This window comes from Streptomyces sp. NPDC088157, assembly GCF_044741545.1.
In the GTDB taxonomy this organism is placed as follows: Bacteria; Actinomycetota; Actinomycetes; order Streptomycetales; family Streptomycetaceae; genus Streptomyces.
Window position 1 is genome coordinate 24,198 of record NZ_JBIUSU010000007.1, and the last position, 20,979, is coordinate 45,176.

Annotated in this window: 17 protein-coding genes; 10 read left to right on the forward strand and 7 right to left on the reverse strand. The window is 71.0% G+C overall.

Features of this window, described 5'->3' with window-relative positions; translation table 11 throughout:
- Positions 1–31: 31 nt before the first annotated feature.
- Positions 32–1,114, reverse strand: coding sequence for an NDP-sugar synthase (locus ACIPFH_RS27060; protein WP_356247170.1), 1,083 nt, complete (start codon positions 1,112–1,114; stop codon positions 32–34).
- 231 nt (positions 1,115–1,345) lie between these two features.
- Positions 1,346–2,944, reverse strand: a complete 1,599-nt coding sequence (locus ACIPFH_RS27065; protein WP_401830283.1) for an N-acetylmuramoyl-L-alanine amidase — start codon at positions 2,942–2,944, stop codon at positions 1,346–1,348.
- A gap of 139 nt (positions 2,945–3,083) precedes the next feature.
- On the opposite strand from ACIPFH_RS27065, the gene ACIPFH_RS27070 reads away from it, so the two are divergent.
- The 4 genes from ACIPFH_RS27070 to ACIPFH_RS27085 all read left to right on the forward strand — a co-directional run bounded on the left by ACIPFH_RS27070 (position 3,084) and on the right by ACIPFH_RS27085 (position 9,288).
- Entirely contained in the window at positions 3,084–3,842 is a 759-nt protein-coding gene (locus tag ACIPFH_RS27070; protein WP_401830285.1) for a TIGR03089 family protein, read from the forward strand.
- 516 nt (positions 3,843–4,358) lie between these two features.
- Entirely contained in the window at positions 4,359–5,546 is a 1,188-nt protein-coding gene (locus tag ACIPFH_RS27075) for an LCP family protein (RefSeq protein WP_401831118.1), read from the forward strand.
- Positions 5,547–5,790: 244 nt separating this feature from the next.
- Positions 5,791–7,572 carry an LCP family protein gene (locus ACIPFH_RS27080; protein WP_401830288.1) on the forward strand — a complete coding sequence of 594 codons (1,782 nt, stop codon included), beginning with the start codon at positions 5,791–5,793 and terminating at the stop codon, positions 7,570–7,572.
- A 132-nt stretch (positions 7,573–7,704) separates the two neighbouring features.
- A complete protein-coding gene (locus ACIPFH_RS27085; protein WP_401830290.1) occupies positions 7,705–9,288 on the forward strand; it encodes an LCP family protein in 1,584 nt (527 codons plus the stop codon).
- A gap of 177 nt (positions 9,289–9,465) precedes the next feature.
- Here ACIPFH_RS27085 and ACIPFH_RS27090 read toward each other — a convergent pair whose 3' ends face one another.
- The gene (locus ACIPFH_RS27090) at positions 9,466–10,512 is read right to left on the reverse strand and encodes a glycosyltransferase family 2 protein (RefSeq protein ID WP_401830292.1); all 1,047 of its coding nucleotides are present in this window, start codon (positions 10,510–10,512) and stop codon (positions 9,466–9,468) included.
- Between the two features lie 222 nt (positions 10,513–10,734).
- Here ACIPFH_RS27090 and ACIPFH_RS27095 point away from each other — a divergent pair, with 222 nt between their 5' ends.
- Positions 10,735–12,096 (forward strand): LCP family protein, encoded by a 1,362-nt coding sequence (locus ACIPFH_RS27095; RefSeq protein ID WP_401830295.1) that lies wholly within the window; start codon positions 10,735–10,737, stop codon positions 12,094–12,096.
- A 130-nt stretch (positions 12,097–12,226) separates the two neighbouring features.
- Positions 12,227–12,589, forward strand: a complete 363-nt coding sequence (locus tag ACIPFH_RS27100; RefSeq protein WP_356247186.1) for a four-helix bundle copper-binding protein — start codon at positions 12,227–12,229, stop codon at positions 12,587–12,589.
- 67 nt (positions 12,590–12,656) lie between these two features.
- On the opposite strand, the gene ACIPFH_RS27105 is transcribed toward ACIPFH_RS27100, so the two are convergent.
- Positions 12,657–13,937, reverse strand: a complete 1,281-nt coding sequence (locus ACIPFH_RS27105) for an LCP family protein (protein ID WP_401830296.1) — start codon at positions 13,935–13,937, stop codon at positions 12,657–12,659.
- Positions 13,938–14,057: 120 nt separating this feature from the next.
- Here ACIPFH_RS27105 and ACIPFH_RS27110 point away from each other — a divergent pair, with 120 nt between their 5' ends.
- Positions 14,058–14,618, forward strand: coding sequence for an acyl-CoA thioesterase (locus ACIPFH_RS27110; protein WP_359121713.1), 561 nt, complete (start codon positions 14,058–14,060; stop codon positions 14,616–14,618).
- Positions 14,619–14,848: 230 nt separating this feature from the next.
- On the opposite strand, the gene ACIPFH_RS27115 is transcribed toward ACIPFH_RS27110, so the two are convergent.
- Positions 14,849–16,006, reverse strand: coding sequence for an acyl-CoA dehydrogenase family protein (locus ACIPFH_RS27115; protein WP_356247192.1), 1,158 nt, complete (start codon positions 16,004–16,006; stop codon positions 14,849–14,851).
- Positions 16,007–16,206: 200 nt separating this feature from the next.
- Here ACIPFH_RS27115 and ACIPFH_RS27120 point away from each other — a divergent pair, with 200 nt between their 5' ends.
- The gene (locus ACIPFH_RS27120; protein WP_401830298.1) at positions 16,207–17,550 is read left to right on the forward strand and encodes a UDP-glucose dehydrogenase family protein; all 1,344 of its coding nucleotides are present in this window, start codon (positions 16,207–16,209) and stop codon (positions 17,548–17,550) included.
- Between the two features lie 115 nt (positions 17,551–17,665).
- On the opposite strand, the gene ACIPFH_RS27125 is transcribed toward ACIPFH_RS27120, so the two are convergent.
- Positions 17,666–18,271, reverse strand: coding sequence for a CGNR zinc finger domain-containing protein (locus tag ACIPFH_RS27125; protein ID WP_401830301.1), 606 nt, complete (start codon positions 18,269–18,271; stop codon positions 17,666–17,668).
- A 133-nt stretch (positions 18,272–18,404) separates the two neighbouring features.
- Between ACIPFH_RS27125 and ACIPFH_RS27130 the strand changes: the two genes are divergently transcribed.
- Complete coding sequence (locus ACIPFH_RS27130; protein WP_401830302.1) at positions 18,405–18,764, forward strand: VOC family protein; 360 nt, start codon at positions 18,405–18,407, stop codon at positions 18,762–18,764.
- 137 nt (positions 18,765–18,901) lie between these two features.
- A complete protein-coding gene (locus ACIPFH_RS27135; RefSeq protein WP_401830303.1) occupies positions 18,902–19,300 on the forward strand; it encodes a VOC family protein in 399 nt (132 codons plus the stop codon).
- A gap of 60 nt (positions 19,301–19,360) precedes the next feature.
- Here ACIPFH_RS27135 and ACIPFH_RS27140 read toward each other — a convergent pair whose 3' ends face one another.
- Positions 19,361–20,506, reverse strand: coding sequence for a dipeptidase (locus ACIPFH_RS27140; protein ID WP_401830304.1), 1,146 nt, complete (start codon positions 20,504–20,506; stop codon positions 19,361–19,363).
- Between the last annotated feature and the right edge of the window lie 473 nt (positions 20,507–20,979).

Below are 20,979 nucleotides of genomic sequence, written 5' to 3' on the forward strand. Positions count from 1 at the left end.
TTCCGGTCCCGCCGCTCGCAGGGGCATCGCCCTACTGATCCGACGAGAAGCGGACCGCTCCCGCCGGGATTCTCGCGTCGCACCACACCCGTGCGCCCTCGCGGAGTTCGTTGTCGGGGCCGACGATCGCGCCGTCGCCGATGACGGTGCCGGTGAGCACGGAGCGTTCGCCCACGCGCGCCCGGTTGCCGATCAGGGAGTCGGTGATGACGGCGCCCGGTTCGATGACGGCGCCGGGGAGGATCGTCGAGCCGAAGACCCTCGCGCCCTCCGCGACGAACGCGCCCTCGCCCACCACCGTGCCGCCCGTCAGCTTCGCGTCGGGGGCGACCATGGCCGTCGGGAGGATCAGGCGGTCGCCGCAGCGGCCGGGAACCGCGGGCGACGGGGCCTTGCCGAGCACCAGGTCCGCCGAGCCCCGGACGAAGGCCGCCGGGGTGCCCAGGTCCAGCCAGTACGTAGAGTCGACCATGCCCTGGAGGTGGGCTCCGGCCGAGAGGAGACCGGGGAACGTCTCGCGCTCCACCGACACCGGGCGGCCCTGCGGGATCGTGTCGATCACCGAGCGGCGGAAGACGTACGCCCCCGCGTTGATCTGGTCGGTGACGATCTCCTCGGGCGTCTGCGGCTTCTCCAGGAACGCCAGGACCTTGCCCGTCCCGTCGGTGGGGACCAGTCCGTAGGCCCTCGGGTCCGTCACCTTCGTCAGATGCAGGGAGACGTCCGCCTCCGTCGCCTCGTGGGTGGCCACCAGCCTTCTGATGTCCAGGCCGGTGAGGATGTCGCCGTTGAAGACCAGGACCGGATCGTCGGGACCCGAACGCAGACGGGACGCCACGTTGCGGATCGCGCCGCCCGTGCCCAGGGGCTCGTCCTCCGTCACGTACTCGATGTGCAGGCCCAGGGCCGAGCCGTCGCCGAAGTACGGTTCGAAGACCTCCGCCAGATAGCTCGTCGCGAGGACGATGTGGTCCACGCCCGCCGCTTTCGCCCGCGCCAGTTGATGCGTCAGGAACGGTACCCCCGCCGCCCTGACCATGGGTTTGGGTGTGTGCACCGTGAGCGGGCGCAGCCGGGTGCCCTTGCCGCCGACCAGGAGGATCGCTTCTGTCACCGTCGTCTCTGCTTCCTGCCGGGACCGGCCGAACTGTCATTCGGCCGGCCAGTGTATGCAGACCGTTGTGTGGCGACTTCCAGGCCGTTGGTGTTCCGTCCCAGTCTCGGGAGACTGTCCCCCCTGACGGCTGCTGAATGTGCCCCATCTGGATGTGTGCTCCGGCCGTCCGGAGCCTTCGGCCTCCGGGGCCTCCCCAGGCCCCGGGGCTCCCGAACCGAATCGCCCGCCTCAACGCCCCTGGTAGCGCGCCGCGGTGGAGCGGGCCGAGCCGAGCTTGCCGTAGAGCTGCCTTCCGGGGCATTCCGTGGCGAACCCGTCCCGGTGACCCGAGATCACATTCAGTCGTACGTTCTTTCCCTTTCCGTAGAGATTGCCACCCCCGGACTTCAGGTATGTCTTTCCTTGCGGATTCGCCCCGAAGAGGCCGAGTTTCCATGCCGTCAGTCGCGCGATGGCGTCGACCGTGGCGGTGTTCGGCTTGGCACTGGTGAATGTGCCGAGGACGGCGATCCCCATGCTGTTGGTGTTGAAACCGAGGGTGTGGGCGCCGAGAATCGCCTTCGTCACTCCCCCGGCGCGACCCTCGTAGATCTTCCCGCACTTGTCGACGAGGAAGTTGTAACCGATGTCGCGCCAGCCCATGCTCTTGACGTGGTAGCGGTAGATGCCACGGATGACGGACGGGGCCTGCGAGCACTTGTAGCTGTTGCCCGAGGCCGTGTGGTGCACGAACGCCGCCTTGACCGTCGTCGTGTAGCGGAAGCCGCTCTCCCGCAGATTCTCGTCGGCGCCCCAGCCCCGACGCGTGACGATGCCCGGGCGCGCGCCGATGTACGGCTTCGCCCGCTGAGCCGCCGTCAGGTCGGCCCCGCGCAGGCTGAAGAGCTCGCGTTCGGTGCCCGGGCGGTCCAGGGCGGGGATCTCCGTGGCGCCGAGTGGGGCGAGGGGGGCGTTGGCGGCGGAGGCCGCGGTCGCCTCGGCGGTCATGGCGGCGGTCTTGACGCCTTCCCTGGCCGCGGCGCCTCCCGCGTTCTCAGCGCCCGCCGGACCGTGGGGCGCCTCGGCCGCGGTCGCCGCTTGCGGGACGTCCGCCGGGCCGGAGCCGGTGGCCAGTGCCCGGCTGCGGGGTGGGCCCGCGGGGGCGTGTTCGGGGGGCGCCGATCCCGGGTCGACGAGTTCCAGGCGCAGGCCGGCGGGGAGCGGGGAGATGGTCGAGGAGGTACGGGTGCCCCGGGCCGTCTCCTCGGTACGGAGTTCGGTGTCCGGATGGACGCGGATCTCGACGCCGTCGGAGTCACCGACCCACAGCGGGGCCGTGGCGCCGCGGACCCGTCCCGAGGCGCTCTCGGGCGTGCCGGGGTCGGCGCCGTGGTCGGCGTTGTGGGTCTCGACGTCCTGCCAGCCGGACCAGCGGCCGGTGCCGGACGGGCGGGTGCGGACCTGGACGCGGCCGTGAAGTTCCGTGGCCGGGTCGTCCCAGACGACGCCGAGGAGGGAGAAGTGGCGTACGTCCCGGCGGGGCAGGCCCTGGGCGGCGCCGGCGCCGCCCAGGTCCCGGTTCCCGGCGAGAGCGGTGAGGGGCAGCGACTGGGTACTGCCCGGGAGGTCGGGAAGGTCGGGGCGAGCGGGGTTGTCGGGTCGGTCGGGTCGGTCGGGCAGGGATGGGGTGGTCGGGGTGTCGGGGCTCGTGGCCCTGGTCGTCCCGGTGGGCGCCGCCTCTGCGGCCGGCGCCGGTCGTGCCGTCGCCGCGTTGGCGGGCGGCGTCAGCGGGAGGGCGAGTGCCGCCGCGCAGGTGACACCGATCGAGGAAGCAAGCAATCCACGCATGCCAACGATCCTGGACATAGTCATACATTTCTGTCCATCGGTGAGTTGACGGGGCGTCGGGCGCGTTCCGCCGAACCGGTGGCTCCGCGAGGGCCCGGCACCCGGTGGGTCGACCACGGCGGCGCGTACGCTTGCGCGGGTGACTGTTACCGATCGCACCCCTGCCGACCTGCTGCGTTCCGCGCTGGCCGCGGAGCCCGCGCGCCCCCTGGTGACCTTCTACGACGACGCCACGGGCGAGCGGGTCGAATTGTCCGTGGCCACCTTCGCCAACTGGGTGGCCAAGACCGCCAACCTCCTTCAGGACGGACTGTCCGCCGAGCCCGGCGACCGGGTCGCGCTGCTGCTGCCCGCGCACTGGCAGACGGCGGTGTGGCTGCTGGCGTGTTCGTCCGTGGGGGTCGTCGCGGACGTGGCCGGGGATCCGGCGCGGGCGGACTTCGTCGTCGCCGGGCCCGGGCAGTTCGAGGCGGGGCTGGCGTGCCGGGGCGAGCGGTACGCGCTGTCGCTGGCGCCCCTCGGACGACGGTTCGTGCCGGGTCCTCCGGAGGGGTACGACGACTACGCCGTGAACGTCCCCAGTTTCGGGGACCGTTTCGCGCCGTATGCCCCCGTCGACCCCGAGGAACCCTCGCTGATCGTGGCCGGGGCCGAGTACACCGGGGCCGAGATCGTGGAGCGGGCGCGGGCGTCGGCGGCGGGGCTGGGACTCACGGGGCCCGGTTCCCGGCTGCTGTCGGGACTGCCGTACGACACGTGGGAGGGGCTCAGCGCCGGGCTGTACGCGCCGCTGGCGAGCGGGGGGTCCGTGGTGCTGTGCCGGAACCTGGCGGAGGCCGGGGAGGAGGCTGTGGCCCGGCGGGTGGAGAGTGAGCGGGTGACGGCCACGGCTCGGTAGCCGCGCGGGCCGGCGGCAGGGACGGCGCCGGCGCGGGCGGCAGCTCCCATCGGCGTCGGCGCCGGCGCCGGGCGCTGGGCGCCCCCAGACCCCCGCTTCGGCCCTGAAGGGGCCTCGTCCTCAAACGCCGGACGGGCTGTTATCACGTACCCCCGCCCACAAGGCGCCGGACGGGCTGGTTTTGCGTCCCCCCACCCACGAGACACCGGACGAGCCGGATTCACGCGCCCCCGCGCAGTGCCCGCCAGTGTGCCCACGGCTCCTGCCGCGCCCGGGCTCACCGTCCGCCGCCCACCCAAACGCCGGACGGCCGGGCTCACCGTCCGCCGCCCACCGAACGCCGGACGCGCGCCGGCCGCCTCACCCGTTCGGCCCGCCCCGCCCGGCCCCGTGGCCTGCTTCGCGGCATCGTCGTAAGGGCAGCTCTGCACGCTCGTCCGACGTGGGACCGGAAGCGGGAGGGGTGGATCGCACGTGAGGGAAGCGGCGGGTTCGGGTGGGCCCCTCGGGCCGGGGGTGGGGGCGTCCGCCGACGGGCGGGGGCTCATACGGCGGCGTCGGCGGCGGTGGGTGCGGTACGGGGCGGGCGCGGTGGGGGTGGTCGTGCTGGGGACCGGGGTGGCGGGGTGGGTCGTCTACGCGAAGCTCGACGGGAACATCACGCCCGACAACGCGGCCGCGGCGGAGCTCGCGCGGTACGCGAAGGAGCGGCCGACCTCGTTGGTGAAGGACGCGCAGAACGTCCTGCTCATCGGGTCCGATTCACGGTCGGGGGACGGGAACCGCGAGTACGGGCGGGACTCCGGGACCGAGCGGTCGGACACGACGATCCTGCTGCATCTGGCGGCCGGGCGGCGCAGCGCCACCGCAGTCTCCGTCCCGCGCGATCTGATGGTGGACGTACCGGGCTGCCTACGGCCGGACGGGAAGCGGACCGAGCCGATGTTCGCGATGTTCAACTACGCCTTCCAGAGCGGAGGTTCGGCCTGCACGATCCGGACGGTGGAGAAGCTGACGGGGGTGCGGATCGATCACCACGTGGTCGTCGACTTCAGCGGGTTCAAGGACATGGTCGACGCCGTGGACGGGGTGGAGGTGTGCCTGAAGGAGCCGATCGACGACAAGGCCGCCAAACTGCGGCTGCCCGCCGGGAAGGTCACGCTCGACGGGGAGCAGGCGCTCGGATACGTGCGGGCCCGCAAATCGCTCGGGAACGGCAGTGACACCGACCGGATGGACCGGCAGCAGCGGTTCCTCGGGGCACTCGTCAACAAGGTGCGGAGCAATGACGTCCTACTGAACCCGGTGAAGCTGTATCCGCTGCTGGACTCGGCCACGTCCTCACTCACCACCGACCCGGATCTGGCGAGTCTGCGCGGACTGTACGAACTCGTGCGCGGACTGCGGGACATTCCCACCGAACATGTGCAATTCCTGACCGTTCCGCGGGAGTCGTACGTCTACAACGCCAATCGCGACCAACTTGTGGAGCCCGAGGCGGAGAAACTCTTCGAACGGCTGCGAACGGACATGCCGGTGGTTGTTTCTCAGGAGATTCCCACGAACCCCGCCCCCGCGGAGTCGGGCGATCACGGCCCGTTCGGAACGAGGGCGGCGGGACGTGCGGCTTCCGGGCCGGTTTCACCCACTCCGCCCGCCCCCACGTTCCGCGGGAACACCGCCGCCGAGGACGACTGCGGGTAAAGCGCTTGCCAAGTCGACCCCTCGCAACGAACACGAGTTCAAAGAAATAGGGCGGATTGCCCGGTTGTAGGGGCGTGGAATGTGTCACGGCCGTCGCTCGACGCCGAACAGGGCGGATAGTGTGAGCGATCCGGTGCACCCGGCCACGAGGTCTCTCCTGGGGTCGCGCACCGAGTGACCGAGACCCGAGCGCCTTTGAAGGGGGAAAGGCGCCGCGTGGCCCCGACGGAGGATTCGGACAACCGTGGACGCGCAAGGCCGTGGGCGGGCGGACAACATCGATCCCGCAGACCAGTGGGTGCTCAATCCGAACACCGGTGAATACGAACTGCGACTGAGTGCTTCCGCACCGCAGTCGGCGGTGCCCGGTCCTCGTAGATCCGACTCCGGTCGGACCGGAGGCGAAGGAGGCTCGACGCGCGGCCGTACGGCGGCGCCGGGCCGGCAGTCGCCTTCGTCGCCGTCCGAGGAGGCGCCGGGCTCGCAGGTGCCTTCGTCGCGCCGTCGCCGGGGCGTACCGGCGGAGGAACCGGCGGCGAACCGGCGTGGACGCCGGCCGGTGAAGAAGAAGTCGAAGGCGAAGAAGATCCTGCTGTGGACCGGCGGGATCATGGCCTTCGTCCTGGTGGGCACCGCCGGTGCGGCCTACCTCTATCTCGAGCACCTCAACGACAACATCACGTCCGTCTCCGACGACGGCGCGAGCACCGGTGGCTTCAGCAAGGACAAGGCGATCAACCTGCTGGTGATCGGCACCGACAAGCGCACCGGTTCGGGCAACGAGGGCTACGGGGACTCCGGCAGCGTGGGCCACGCGGACACCACGATCCTGCTGCACGTCTCCAAGGACCGGACGAACGCGACCGCGCTCAGCATCCCGCGCGACCTGATCGTGAACGTGCCGGACTGCCAGACCAAGCAGGCGGACGGCTCCACCAAGGTCATCAAGGGCACGGACAACGTCCGCTTCAACACCAGCCTCGGGCAGGACGAGCGCACGCCGAGCTGCACCGTGCGCACGGTCACCGAGCTGACCGGGATCCAGGCCGACAACTTCATGGTCGCCGACTTCAACGCGGTCAAGACGCTGACCACGGCGGTCGGCGGCGTCGAGGTGTGCCTGGCGAAGGACATCGACGACGACGACTCGCATCTGAAACTGTCGAAGGGCACGCACACCATCGAGGGCGAGCAGGCGCTGGCCTTCGTGCGCACCCGGCACTCCGTCGGCTTCGGCGGCGACCTGAGCCGGATCGCCCTGCAGCAGCAGTTCCTGAGCGCGCTGATGCGCAAGCTGAAGTCGAACGACACGCTCTCCAGCCCCACCAAGATGATCAAGCTGGCGGAGGCGGGCACCAAGGCGCTGACCGTCGACTCCCAGCTGGACAGCATCGACAAGCTCAAGGACCTCGGTCTGGAGCTGGGCAAGCTCAACGTCAAGAACCTGACCTTCACCACCGTGCCGGTCGTCGACAACCCGGCCGAGAAGGTCAAGGCCACGGTCGTCGTGAACACTTCGACCGCGCCGACCGTCTTCCAGATGATCAAGGACGATGTCTCCTTCACCGCGGTGAAGGAGCAGGCGGCGGCGTCGAAGGACGCGGCCGCGGCGGCCGCGGCGGCCCGTCTCAAGGGCACTCGGTCGGCCGCCTCCGCGGTGCGGGTGCAGGTCATGAACGGCGGCGCCCCGGCCGGCAGCGCACAGGAGACTCTTAACTGGCTGCAGAATGATGAGGGCGTGACGAAGTCCGAGAACGCGGGCAACGCGCCCGCGGTGCTGAGCAGGACGACACTCGAGTACGCGCCCGACCAGGCCGACCAGGCACGCAAGCTCGCCGCCATCATGGGGCTGCCCGGTACCGCGCTGAAGCCGGGCAAGAGCGTCGAGAACAGCCAGGGTCTGCCGACGATGACGCTGACCCTGGGCAAGGACTTCAAGGGCGCGGGCGTCTCGCTCACGACTCCGACCGCCGTGCCGGACACGGTCCAGAAGTCCACGGCGGACAAGGTCGAGTGCGCCAAGTAGGTAACCCTTCGGGCCCGTCGAGCGTCTGACTTGACGCGGGACGGGCCCGTGTCAGGCGCACGGCGGGGAGGGGCAGGGGAATTGGCGGGGAGCAGCGGGGTGCGGAGAGAGGTTCCCGCGGTCGAGGACACGATGTCCTTGACGACGCGGGAACAACAGGACAAGGGCGCGTCCGAGGGGGGCGGCAGACGCGGCAGGGGGCGCGGCGCGGGCCGCGGCCCGGATCGCAGACGCCGACGTCGACGCGCGTTGCGCTGGTCGGCGACGGTGCTCGCGGTGGTGATACTCGGCGGCGCGGGGGCCGGATACCTCTACTACGAGCATCTCAACTCGAACATCAAGCACGACGACCTGAACATCGGCGACGCCAAGGACCGGGCAGCCGGAACCAAGGCCAACTCCGAGGGCCAGACGGCGCTGAACATCCTGCTGATCGGCTCGGACGCCCGTGACACCGCGGCGAACCAGAAGCTCGGCGGCGCAAAGTACGACTTCGGCGGTCCCCCGCTGGCGGACGTCCAGATGCTGCTGCACATATCGGCGGACCGCAGCAACATGTCGGTGGTGAGCATGCCTCGCGACACCCTGCTGGACATCCCCAAGTGCACGGACCCCGACGACGGGACCACCTACAAGGCACTGCAGGGCGAGATGACGAACGCCTCGCTCAGCCGCGGCGGCCCGGGTTGCACGGTGGCCACCTGGGAGAAGCTCACCGACATCCACATCGACCACTTCATGATGATCGACTTCGCGGGTGTCGTCTCGATGGCGGACGCGATCGGCGGTGTGCCGGTCTGCGTGGACGCCAACGTCTACTCGCACACGAGCAGCGGCAAGGGATCCGGCCTGAAGCTGGAGGAGGGCACGCACTCGGTCAAGGGCAAGCAGGCCCTTCAGTGGCTGCGCACCCGCTACGGCTTCGAGGACGACACCGACCTGGCCCGCGCCAAGGCGCAGCACATGTACATGAACTCGATGGTCCGCGAGCTGCGCGCCAACGCCAAGCTGACCAACCCCAACAAGCTGCGCAAGCTGGCCGAGGCGGCCACGAAGGCGATCACCGTCGACGACGGCCTCGACACCATCACGAAGATGTACGACCTGGCGGGCGAGTTGCAGAAGGTGCCCACCGACCGCATCACGATGACGACGATGCCCAACCGCTACCAGGGCAGCCGGGTGGTCCCCACGGAGGACGCCAAGCAGCTGTTCCGTCTGGTGCGCGAGGACATCGCCCTGGACGGCAAGGACGCGAAGAAGGTCACCCCCAGCCCGTCCCCGACGGTCACGGACGCGGCCGCCGCGAACGACCGGATCGCGGTGCAGGTGCACAACGGGACGTCCACGAGCACACAGGCGGCGGTCCGCGGGCGGGCGACGGCGGTGAAGGAGCTGCTGACGGGCAAGGGCTTCACCGAGGCCGTCGCGGACACCTCGTCGGCCACGGCCTCGCCGGGCACGGTGGTCCGCTACCCGAGCGCCGACCTCCAGGGCGACGCCCTGGCCGTCGCCAAGGCCCTCGGCATCCCGGCGAGCCAGGTGAAGAAGTCCACGGAGGTCTCCGGGGTCACGCTCGTCGTGGGCGCCGACTGGCGGTCGGGAACGGCCTACAAGGCGCCGGTGAAGGACGACAAGACGCCCGACACGGCCGGAGCGATCAACGCCTCCGACACCACCCAGTGCATGCACGTGGACCCGAACTACACCTGGTAGCCCGGGTCCCGTGGTGCCCCGATGCCGCCTCCGGAATCACTCCGGAGGCGGCATCAAAGGCGCTTCGAAGCACTTCTGAGGCGCTTCTGAGCGATACGACGGTGTGCTGCGAAGGAAGCGCTTCGGAGCGGATACGAAGGTGTGCTGCGAAGGTGCTCGGTGCGCGCCTCGCGCTGCTCAGTGCGCGTCGCTGAGGACCGCGGGGCGCCGCGACGCGATGACCTTCCTGGCCAGCGCCTTCGGACTGGTCAGGAAGCCGAAACCCCAGCACATGTGCATGGTGGCGAGGGCCACGGGGATCTGGAGCCGTGCCTTCAGCGGCAGCCCCTTGCCGGCCGGCCACGAACCGGCGACGATCGCCGCGAGGTAGCCGCCGGGGATCACGAAGCCCAGCGGGGTGAGCACGGCGCCCACCACGATCCCGGCGGCCATCGCGCACACCGCGGTCGGCGGGGCGAGATAGCGCAGGTTGATGGAGCCCTCGTGGTAGCGGGCGACGACGTGCCGCCAACGGCCGTAGTCCTTGTACTGCTTGGCGAGCGCCTTGACGGTGGGCCTCGGCCGGTACGACACCTTGAGCTCGGGCGAGAACCAGATGAGCCCGCCGGCCTCCCTGATCCGGAAGTTCAGCTCCCAGTCCTGGGCGCGGATGAACTCCTCGTTGTAGCCGCCCTGTTGCTCCAGCGCGGCCCGCCGGAAGACACCGAGGTACACGGTCTCCGCCGGGCCGGCCTGCCCCCCGGTGTGGAAGGCGGCGTTGCCGACCCCGATCTTCGAGGTCATGGCCGCGGCCACCGCGTGCTCCCAGTCGTTCTCGCCCTCGGCGTGCATGATCCCGCCGACGTTCTGCGCGCCGGTCTCCTCCAGGAGCCGTACGGCGGTGTCGATGTAGTTCGGGGAGAGCATGCCGTGCCCGTCGACGCGGACGACGATCGGATGGCGGGAGGCCTTGATCGCGGCGTTGAGCGCGGCGGGCGTACGCCCGGTGGGGTTGGGGACCGTGTGCACGCGCTTGTTCCGGTCGGAGGCCGTCTCGGCGACGAGCTCGGCCGCGATCTCTTCCGTACGGTCCGTGGACGGACCGATGGCGATCACGACCTCCATCTCGCCGGCGTACTCCTGCGCGAGGATCGCTTGGACGGCTCCGCGCAGATGCCGCTCCTCGTCGAGGACGGGCATGATGACGGACACGGCGGGGAGCTGCACGTCGGGCTTGGCGTTCATAGGGGGCTCACGTTACCGCGAACGGGGGACACGGCCCGCGCCGCCGGGTGCGCTGCCCCGGTCGGCAGATCGTATGGGCCTACCGTTCCAACGGCTCGCCCCGCCCACGGCCGCCCGGAGGTGCCCCGTATGCCCACCACACCGCCCCGGTCCCCGCGTCACCCCCGCCCACCGCGCCGCGCACCCCGCCCCTCCCGTCGACGCGGTCGCCCCCGCTGGGCCATGCGGGCGACGACCACGCTCTCGGTGGTGCTCCTCGCCGCCGCCGGGATCGGTCACTCGGTGGTCTCCAGTCTTGACGCGGACATCGCCCGGGTCGACCCCTTCAAGGACATGAAGAACCGCCCGCGGGCCGGCCACGGCATGAACGTCCTGCTGGTCGGCACGGACGGCCGCGACGACATCACGCAGGCGGAGCGCCTCCGGTACCGCCTGGGCGGGGCCCCCTGCCACTGCACCGACACGATCATGATCGTGCACATCTCGGAGGACCGTGAGCGGGCCAGCGTCGTCAGTCTCCCGCGCGACTCCTACGCGGAGACGCCCCCGCACACCGACCAGGTCACCGGCGAGGAGCACCGGGGCCACCCGGTCAGGATCAACGCGGCGTACGCGGAGGGCGGGCCGCAGCTCACCGTCCGCACGGTCGAGAGCATGACCCACGTGAAGATCGACCACTACCTGGAGGTCGACTTCACCAGTTTCATGAAGACGGTGGACGTGCTGGGCGGGGTCAGGGTCTGCACGGCGGAGCCCCTGAAGGACTCGTACACGGGACTGGACCTGGCGCCGGGCACATACACGCTCAAGGGCGGCCAGGCCCTCCAGTACGTCCGCTCCCGGCACGCGGACGCCTCCTCGGACCTGGGCAGGATGAAGCGGCAACAGCGCTTTCTGGCGGCCCTGGTGGACCGCGCCACCTCCTCCGGGGTCCTGCTGAACCCCCTGAAGTTCCGGGACGTGACGCGCGCGGTGCTCGGCTCGGTACGGGCGGACCGGGGTTTCGGCACGGACGAACTACTCGACCTCGGCCGGGCGATGCGCACCTTCTCCCCGTCCTCCTCCGAGTTCACGACCGTGCCCATCGGTCAGATGGGATACGTCGCGAAAGGCATCGGCTCGACGCTGAAGTGGGACCCGGTGAGGTCGCGGCGCCTGTTCCGGGCCCTGCGCGACGACGAGCCCCTCGCCCCCGGCCCCCGGCCCAGCGGGGCGGTCCGGGTGGACGTGGCCCCGCAGCAGATCCGCGTCCAGGTCGTGAACGGCACCCGTACGGCGGGACTCGGCAAGCGGGTGGACGCGGCGCTGGCCGCGACGGGCTTCCGCACCACCCGGCAGCCGGTCAGCGCGGCCCACCCCACCGCCCGGCGCACGGTCGTGGCCTACGACCCCCGCTGGGACCGCTCCGCGAAATCCCTCGCGACCGCTCTTCCGGGCAGCGAACTGCGGCCCGTGAAGGGCCTCGGGCCGACCCTGAAGGTCATCGCGGGGACGGACTTCCGCCAGGTGCGGAAGGTGCGGGCGGCTCACGCGGAGCAAGGGGAGTTCGGAGTGGTGCGGGGGGACGAGGTGGGCTGCTCCTAGGCCGATGTGCGCTTCTGGTGTGAAACGTGCGGATTGGTCCCGTCCTCCCGATGGCGCGGGGCGGGTGGGAGGCGTACGACGGAAGGGCACGCACGGGGCCCGCCGGGCCCCCTCACCCCCAGGAGGAGCCATGACCCAGCACGGAACCATGACCACCATGAGCAAGGAGATGCAGGACTGCGTCGAGGCGTGCATGTCCTGCCACAGCATGTGCGAGGAGACCATGAGCTCCTGCATGCAGATGGGCGGCCAGGCCCAGATGCAGATCATGCGCGCGCTCATGGACTGCTCCGAGACGACCCGCATGTGCGCCGACATGATGATGCGGCGCTCGCCCATGTCGGCCGAGATGTGCGCGATGTGCGCCAAGGCGTGCGACATGTGCGCCGAGGCGTGTATGGCCATGCCGGACGATCCCCAGATGATGCGCTGCGCCGAGTCCTGTCGCCGCTGCGCCGAGATGTGCCGCACGATGGCCGGCGCCACGATGTGACCGCCGCCTGAACGCGAGCAGGGGCGCCCGGTGCGGGCGCCCCTGCTCATGAACGGGTCACGGCGGCTCAGTTGCCGGTGACCGTGACCTTCTCGTCGTTGTTCAACTCGTTCACCAGCTGCTTCACCTTCGTCTTGTCCCAGACGAGGTTGCCGCCGGAGGAGCCCGAGATCGGCATGTTCAGCGAGGTGCCGTCGCCGCCGTTGACGCCCTTCATCGCGAAGAACATGGACCCCAGGTCGTACAGCCCCATGTCCTTGTCGACGATGAGCGAGTCCAGGCCCGCGCTCAGCGTCGGGTAGAGCGCGAAGGGGTTCAGGACCGTGCCCGGGGTCGCCACCTCGTGGGCGAGGGCCGCGAGGAACTTCTGCTGGTTCTTGGTGCGCTCCAGGTCGGACGCGGCGAACGCGTGCCGGGTGCGGACGAAGGCCAGCGCCTCCTCGCCGTTCAGGGTCTGCTTGCCCGCCTGGAAGTCGGCGCCCGAGTACTTGTCCTTGAAGGCCTTGTCGATGGTGATCTCGACACCGCCGACCGCGTCGACGATGTTCGCGAAGCCGGCGAAGCCGATCTCGACGTAGTGGTCGATGCGCAGGCCGGTGTTGAACTCGATCGTGCGCACCAGCAGCTCCGGGCCGTCCGTCGCGTACGCGGCGTTCAGCTTCACGTGCCGGCCGGTGCCCTTGTACGTCTTGCCGGACTCGGAGCCGACGAACGTCGGGATCTCCACGTCGGAGTCGCGCGGGAGCGAGACCAGCGTGTCGCCGTTGGAGCCGACGTGCAGGATCATCATCGAGTCCGTGCGCTTGCCCTCGGCGGAACCGGTGTGCAGTTCCTTCTTCTCCTCGGCGGACAGGCCCTCACGGCTGTCGGAGCCGACGATCAGGTAGTTCGTCCCGTCGCCGCCCTCGGGCCGGTCGATGACCTTCGACAGGTCGACCTCGCGCTTCAGCTTGCCGTCGGCCCAGAAGTAGGTGCCAACCGTCGTGACGACCAGCACGGTCAGAACGGTGATCGCCGTCCACTTGATACGCCGACGCCAGTTCGGCGCGGGGCGCGGGGCGCGGGTGCCGACGTCTCCCGGGCCACCGGGATCGCCTCCGCCCCCGTAGACCTCGCCCGAGCTGTAGCCGCTGTCGTAGCCGGTGTTCTGCGCGTTCGTGTAGTCGCCGTACCCCTGGCCGTTGACGTACGACGGCTGCGGCGGGACGCCGGCGCCCTGCGGCGGCGCGGCCGGGCCGCGGCGGACCTGCCGCATGACACGCGGGCTCTCGGGCTGCGCGTTCGCGCTGCCGCCGCCGTACCGGTTGCCGCGGTCACTGTCGGACCATCCCTCGGGCCAATCGTTCATGCGGACCAGTGTGCAGGGCAGTGCTGTGTGCCGTACAAGGGCCGTCGGAGAATCAGAGCCCCGCTGTTGCCAAGCTGACACAAAATCCCGGGTTGTCCCCCTCGGCATAAGGTGGAGGTCATGACAGACCAGGTCACCGCGGCGGACTCGGGCAGCACCACGGACATCCCGGGCAAGCCGACCTCCGCGTCCCGCACCACGCTCAGCCACATCATGACCCACAACGACACCAACCTGCTGGGCACGGTGCACGGCGGTGTGATCATGAAACTCGTCGACGACGCGGCGGGCGCGGTAGCCGGACGACACTCCGGCGGGCCCGCCGTCACCGCGTCCATGGACGAGATGGTGTTCCTGGAGCCGGTCCGCGTCGGCGACCTCGTCCATGTGAAGGCCCAGGTCAACTGGACCGGCAGGACGTCGATGGAAATCGGCGTCCGGGTTCTGGCGGAGCGCTGGAACGAGTCCGCTCCGGCCACCCAGGTGGGTTCGGCCTACCTCGTCTTCGCCGCTGTCGACGCCGACGGCAAGCCCCGCGCGGTCCCCCCGGTGTTCCCGGAGACGGAACGCGACGAACGCCGCTACCAGGAGGCCCAGATCCGCCGCACCCACCGGCTGGCCCGGCGGCGGGCGATCAGGGAACTGCGCGAGCGCCGGGTCGCGGAGGGATTCGGGGACTGAGCAGGCGCTTCATCCGAACGCCCTGCCCCGATCGGCTTCCGCTGTCAGGTGCGGACATCCTCTGGGGAGGGGCCGTGGGGGCGGGATCGCGCGTCGATGAGCGTCGGCACACAGCCGCCGGAGACGACCCGGCCGTGTCCGCGGTGCCGGGCCGGGATCGGATTCGAGCTGAGAAGCAGTGAAGGGTGCCCATCCCCTGGGCACCCTTCGACCGTCGGCTCAGCGACCGCCTACGGCAGGTTCCTCGCCATGACGATCCGCTGGACCTGGTTCGTTCCCTCGTAGATCTGGGTGATCTTCGCGTCGCGCATCATCCGCTCCACCGGGTAGTCCCGCGTGTAGCCGTAGCCGCCCAGGAGCTGGACCGCGTCCGTGGTGACCTCCATCGCCACGTCCGAGGCGAAGCACTTCGCGGCCGCGCCCTGGAAGGTGAGGTCGGCGTCCAGCCGCTCGGACTTGGCCGCCGCCGCGTACGTCAGCTGACGGGCGGCCTCGATCTTCATGGCCATGTCGGCGAGCATGAACTGGATGCCCTGGAAGTCGGCGATCGCCTTGCCGAACTGCTTGCGCTCCTGGACATAGCCCTTGGCGTAGTCGAAGGCGCCCTGGGCGACGCCCAGCGCCTGCGCGGCGATCGTGATGCGGGTGTGGTCCAGGGTCTTCATCGCGGTCAGGAAGCCCGTGCCCTCCTCGCCGATCATGCGGTCGGCCGGGATGCGGACGTTGTCGAAGTAGACCTCGCGGGTCGGGGAGCCCTTGATGCCCAGCTTCTTCTCCGGGGCGCCGAAGGAGACGCCCGGGTCGGACTTCTCCACGACGAAGGCCGAGATGCCCTTCGAACGCTTCGACGGGTCCGTCACGGCCATCACCGTGTAGTACTCCGAGACGCCGGCGTTGGTGATCCAGCGCTTCACGCCGTTGAGGATCCAGTGGTCGCCGTCCCGGACCGCCTTCGTCTTCATGCCGGCCGCGTCCGAGCCGGCGTCCGGCTCGGAGAGGGCGTACGAGAACATCGCGTCGCCCTTGGCGAGCGGCGTCAGGTACCTCTTCTTCAGGTCCTCGGAGCCCGAGAGGATCACCGGCAGGGAGCCCAGCTTGTTCACCGCGGGGATCAGGGAGGAGGACACGCAGGCCCTCGCCACCTCCTCGATCACGATCACCGTGGCGAGGGCGTCCGCGCCGGCGCCGCCGTACGACTCGGGAACGTGCACCGCGTGCAGGTCGCTCGCCACCAGGGCGTCCAGCGCCTCCTGCGGGAACCGGGCCTCCTCGTCCACCGCGGCGGCGAACGGCGCGATCTTCGCCTCGGAGAGCGAGCGGATGGCGTCGCGGAGCATGTCGTGCTCCTCGGACGGGCGGTACAGGTCGAAGTCAGCCGATCCGGCCAAGGTGTCTCAGCTCCAAAAAACGCTACGGTCACCGACGCTAATTACCGTTAAGTAACTCAGATTTTAAGGGCCCGCCCATCCGAGTGATACGTGAGCTTGGCGACAGGGCCGCCCTGTCCGACAACTGCCCGGTGGGGGGAGCAGGTACGCCCCGACTATGCTCGGGCGCTGCAGCGACGACACCCCCACCAGGAGCATCCATGGCCCTCAAGATCACCGTGATCGGCACCGGCTATCTCGGCGCCACGCACGCCGCGGCCATGGCCGAACTGGGCTTCGAGGTGCTCGCTCTCGATGTCGTGCGGGAAAAGATCAAGATGCTCGAACGCGGCGAGACCCCCATGTACGAGCCGGGGCTCGAGGAGCTGCTGCGCCGGCACGTCCCCGGGTTCGAGGGCTCCAGCGGGCGGCTGCGGTTCACCCAGGACTGGGCCGAGGTGGGGGCCTTCGGCGACGTCCACTTCGTGTGCGTGAACACCCCGCAGAAGCACGGTGAGTACGCGTGCGACATGTCGTACGTCGAGTCCGCCATCGGCTCCCTCGCTCCTCATCTCGCGCGGCCCGCGCTCGTCGTCGGCAAGTCCACGGTGCCGGTGGGCTCCGCCGACCGGCTGGCCCGGACGATCGCCGAGCTCGCGCCCGCCGGCGCGGACGCCGAACTCGCCTGGAACCCGGAGTTCCTGCGCGAGGGGTTCGCGGTCCAGGACACCCTGCACCCGGACCGCATCGTCGTCGGGGTGCGCAGCGAGCGGTCCGAGGCGCTGCTGCGGCAGGTCTACGAGACGCCGATCGGCGAAGGGTCGCCGTTCGTCGTCACCGACTTCCCCACCGCCGAGCTGGTGAAGACCTCCGCGAACTCCTTCCTGGCCACCAAGATCTCCTTCATCAACGCCATGGCGGAGGTGTGCGAGGCCGCCGGCGGCGATGTCGCCAAGCTGGCCGAGGCCATCGGGTACGACGACCGGATCGGCAAGAAGTTCCTGCGGGCCGGGATCGGGTTCGGCGGCGGCTGTCTGCCCAAGGACATCCGGGCATTCATGGCGCGTGCCGGTGAGCTCGGGGCCGACCAGGCGCTGACCTTCCTGCGCGAGATCGACTCCATCAACATGCGTCAGCGCGGGCAGATGGTGGAGCTGGCACGGCAGGCGCTGGGCGGCGGCTCGTTCCTGGGCAAGCGGGTCGCCGTGCTCGGCGCCACCTTCAAGCCCGACTCCGACGACGTACGGGACTCGCCCGCCCTCAACGTCGCCGGGCAGATCCATCTCCAGGGCGGCCAGGTCACGGTGTACGACCCGAAGGGGATGTCGAACGCCCGCCGGGTCTTTCCGACGCTCGGCTACGCCGACTCGGCCCTGGAGACCGTCCGGGGCGCCGACGTCGTACTCCACCTCACCGAGTGGCGGGAGTTCCGCGAGCTCGACCCGGCGGAACTCGGCGAGGTCGTGACGACCCGGCTGATCCTCGACGGACGCAACGCGCTCGACCCCGTCCTGTGGCGCAAGGCCGGCTGGACGTACCGGGCGATGGGCCGCCCGACCGCCTAGGAAACGTACGCGGACGCGGAGGCATACGGAGCGACGCCGGTTCGGCCGAGGCTCAGTCGGCCGAACCGGCGTCTTGCTGCATTCTGCACCACCGGCCTGTGCCTCGGCCGGTGAACTACTTCGCCCGGTACCGCCGCATCTTGGCGCGCGCCCCGCACACCTGCATCGAGCACCAGCGCCCCCGGCCCCCCGGGCTGCGGTCGTAGTACGCCCAGTGGCAGGTGACGGCCTCGCAGGCCTTCAGTCGGGTCCAGGTACCCGCGATCAGCGCCTCCGCCACCGCCGCGGCCGTACGGGAGAGCAGCGGGACCGCGCCGACGGGGACGGGACCTGCGGGAGCGGGACCCGCCGGGGGGAGAGCGGCGGGGGCGAGACCGGCGGGGGCCAGGTGGGCGGAGCCGTCGTGCTCGTCGATCGCGACCAGCAGGGGCGCCGCCGCCAGCAGCTCGCCCAGCGGGGTCACCTCGCGGTGCGGGGGATGGCCCGCGTGCGCCAGCAGAGCAGCGCGCAGGGATTCGCGCAGCTCACGGGCCCGCGCCAGCTCGTCCTCGGCGCCCCTGGTGCCGTCTGCGCCCTCGGCGCCCCCGATGGTCTCCGGCAGCCCGAACCGGGCCCGGCCCTCCGCCGTGTCCAGCGCGTCCGCGCCCGACTCGATGTCCAGCGTGTTCACCAGGGACTCGACCAGGGCCAGGCCTCCCGGGGCGACCGATCGGTCATTCATGCTTGCGACGTTACCGCCTATACCGGAGCATGCAGTAACCGTTACCGGTTACCCGACTCTAGGGGTAACCGGCTTCGGGTGACCCGGCTCGGGTGCCCCGAAGGCAGGTCCGTTCGGATCGCGAGGAGAAGTCATGGCTCTCGCCAAGCTGGGTGTCGTCGTTCTGGACTGTCCCGACCCGGGCGCGCTGGCCGGTTTCTACGCCGAAGTGCTGGGCGGCAGCGTCGAGGGCGAGGGTGACTGGGTGGATCTGAAGGTGCCCGGCGGCCATTCGCTGGCCTTCCAGGCCGCCCCCGGGTTCGTGCCGCCCGTGTGGCCCGCGCCGGAGCACTCGCAGCAGTTCCATCTGGACCTGACCGTCGACGATCTGGACGCGGCCGAGCGGGGCGTGCTCGCGCTCGGCGCGAAGCCGCTGGACGCGGACGACCGCTCGCGCGGCTGGCGTGTGTACGCCGATCCGGCTGGGCACCCGTTCTGCCTGTGCAACTGCTGAACCCCCGCAACGACCGTTCTGGCCGGTCCGGCGATGGAAGCCGGTCCGACCGTCGGAGCCCGCACGACTGCAGAAGCCACGACTGCAGAAGCCACGACTGCGCAAGCCCCGTACCGCACTCGAGCCAGGAGGAATTCATGCCGCCCGTCGCCCGCTTCCGTTCCGTGGTCCTCGACTGTCCCGATCCGCGCGCGCTCGCCGACTTCTACGCGGCGGTTCTGGGCGGTACGCCCGATGCCGAGGACGGCGAGGAGGACTGGTTCGTACTCGACGTCCCCGGCGGTCCCCGGATCGCCTTCCAGCAGGTGGAGGGTTACACCCCGCCGGAGTGGCCGCGCGCCGACCGCAATCCCCAGCAGTTCCACCTCGATCTGGACGGCGGCGCCACCTGGGCGGAGATCGACGCGGCCCACGAGCGGGTGCTGGCGCTCGGCGCGCGGCCGCTGGACCTGGAGGACCGGGAGAAGAAGGACTTCCAGGTGTACGCCGATCCGGCGGGGCATCCGTTCTGCCTGTGCCGGATCGAGCGCCCGTAGCTCCTGCGGCTCCCCCGCCCTGATCCGCCGGGCGCCCTGACCGCCGGGTGGCGGGAGGCCCTATCCGTCCAGCTCCGTGATCCGCGCCGTCGACGGCTCTCTGCGCTCCTGTGCCGCGCGGGCCGTGAAGTCCGCGGTGCGCAGGACCCGCTGTACGTTGCCCCAGGTCAGCAGGGCGATGTCGGTCTCGGGCCAGCCCCGGTCGAGCAGCTCGGCGATCAGGTGCGGATAGCCGGAGGCGTCGGTGAGGCCCCGCGGATGGGCGGCGCCGGAGTCGTGGCTGCCGGACAGGCCGACGCAGTCGGCGCCGACGATCGCGCGGACGTGGTCGAGGTGGTCGGCGACGTCCCGCAGACCGGGGCCGGTCTGCTCGGCGGTCAGCGGCACCAGACACAGCCCCTTGGCCGCGCCCAGCCCGGCGAGCAGGTCGTCGGACAGGTTGGCGGGGTGCGGACGCAGTGCGCGGGCCGCGGAGCGGGTGCACAGGACCGGCGTCTTGGAGAGCGCGAGGACGCGGCCGACGGTGGTGTCGGAGGCGCCGGAGAGGTCGGCGAGCACGCCGAGCCGGTTCATCTCCCGGACGACCTCCTCGCCGAACCGGGTCAGTCCCCCGTCGCTCGCCCACGAGGTGCCGGCGAGGGTGAGGACGCGCACTCCGAGCGAGTGCAGCATGCGCAGGACGGCCAGCGAGTCGTCGAGCGCGGCGGCGGTCGCCGGGCCCAGGACCACGGCGACGCGGCCGCAGTGGCGGGCGTCGATGACCTGGCCGGCGCTGCGGGCGAGCCGCAGTCCCTCGGGATGGGCGGCGATCACCGACCGGACGAGATCCAGCTGCTCCAGGGTGGCTCCGACGGCCCGGCCGGCGGCGAGTCCCTCGGGCAGGTGCAGTGACCACAGCAGCGCGCCGACGTGGCCCTGCCGCAGCCGGGGCACGTCCGTTGCTACCGCGCCCTCGCCGAGCTGGAGGTCGTACCAGGGCAGGTGGCGCAGGGCCCAGGGCAGTCCGCTGTAGCCGTCCGCGACGGGGTGCGCGGCCAGGAGGACGCGGGCACGCTCCAGCGGGGCGCTCTCGGCTTCCTGGGCGTCCAGGGCGGTCTGCTCGGCCGCGAGCCGCGTGTACGGGGTGAAGGGGGCCTCCGCCTGCGCCTCGTCGTCGAGCTCACCGTCCCGGGGAAGGGTGTGCGGCTCGTCATGGAGGTCGGCCATGGCGGTCTCCGTACGTCGATCAGCAGTACGGTCACCGTCGCACGGAGGACGCCACGCTTCCTGGTGGACGGGGCGTTCGGGGTACGCGCGCCGGTCAGGCGCCCGTCCGGGGGCTGGACCACGTCGCCCGGGGCCCTGGAGACCTGGCGCCGGGACGGGAGCGGCGATGCGGGAGGCGCAGCCCGGCAGGCGCGGCCCGGCAGGGGGTGCCCGGCAGGGGCGGCCCGGCAGGCGCGGCCCGGCAGAGGCAGCCCGGAAGAGGCGGCCCGGCAGGCGCGGCCCGGCAGGGGCGGCCCGGAAGAGGCGGTGCGGCAGGCGCGGCCCGGCAGGCGCAGCCCGGAAGAGGCGGCCCGGCAGGCGCGGCCCGGCAGGGGCGGCCCGGCAGAGGCAGCCCGGCAGGCGCGGCCCGGCAGGGGCGGCCCGGCAGGCGCAGCCCGGAAGAGGCGGCCCGGCAGGCGCGGCCCGGCAGGGGC

Coding starts and splice junctions, on each gene's coding strand:
- ACIPFH_RS27065 (WP_401830283.1), bottom strand. CDS start 2,944: ATGCGTGGATTGCTTGCTTCCTCGATCGGTGTCACCTGCGCGGCGGCA.
- ACIPFH_RS27085 (WP_401830290.1), top strand. CDS start 7,705: ATGTCCTTGACGACGCGGGAACAACAGGACAAGGGCGCGTCCGAGGGG.
- ACIPFH_RS27090 (WP_401830292.1), bottom strand. CDS start 10,512: ATGAACGCCAAGCCCGACGTGCAGCTCCCCGCCGTGTCCGTCATCATG.
- ACIPFH_RS27095 (WP_401830295.1), top strand. CDS start 10,735: ATGCGGGCGACGACCACGCTCTCGGTGGTGCTCCTCGCCGCCGCCGGG.
- ACIPFH_RS27100 (WP_356247186.1), top strand. CDS start 12,227: ATGACCCAGCACGGAACCATGACCACCATGAGCAAGGAGATGCAGGAC.
- ACIPFH_RS27105 (WP_401830296.1), bottom strand. CDS start 13,937: ATGAACGATTGGCCCGAGGGATGGTCCGACAGTGACCGCGGCAACCGG.
- ACIPFH_RS27110 (WP_359121713.1), top strand. CDS start 14,058: ATGACAGACCAGGTCACCGCGGCGGACTCGGGCAGCACCACGGACATC.
- ACIPFH_RS27120 (WP_401830298.1), top strand. CDS start 16,207: ATGGCCCTCAAGATCACCGTGATCGGCACCGGCTATCTCGGCGCCACG.
- ACIPFH_RS27125 (WP_401830301.1), bottom strand. CDS start 18,271: ATGAATGACCGATCGGTCGCCCCGGGAGGCCTGGCCCTGGTCGAGTCC.
- ACIPFH_RS27130 (WP_401830302.1), top strand. CDS start 18,405: ATGGCTCTCGCCAAGCTGGGTGTCGTCGTTCTGGACTGTCCCGACCCG.
- ACIPFH_RS27135 (WP_401830303.1), top strand. CDS start 18,902: ATGCCGCCCGTCGCCCGCTTCCGTTCCGTGGTCCTCGACTGTCCCGAT.
- ACIPFH_RS27140 (WP_401830304.1), bottom strand. CDS start 20,506: ATGGCCGACCTCCATGACGAGCCGCACACCCTTCCCCGGGACGGTGAG.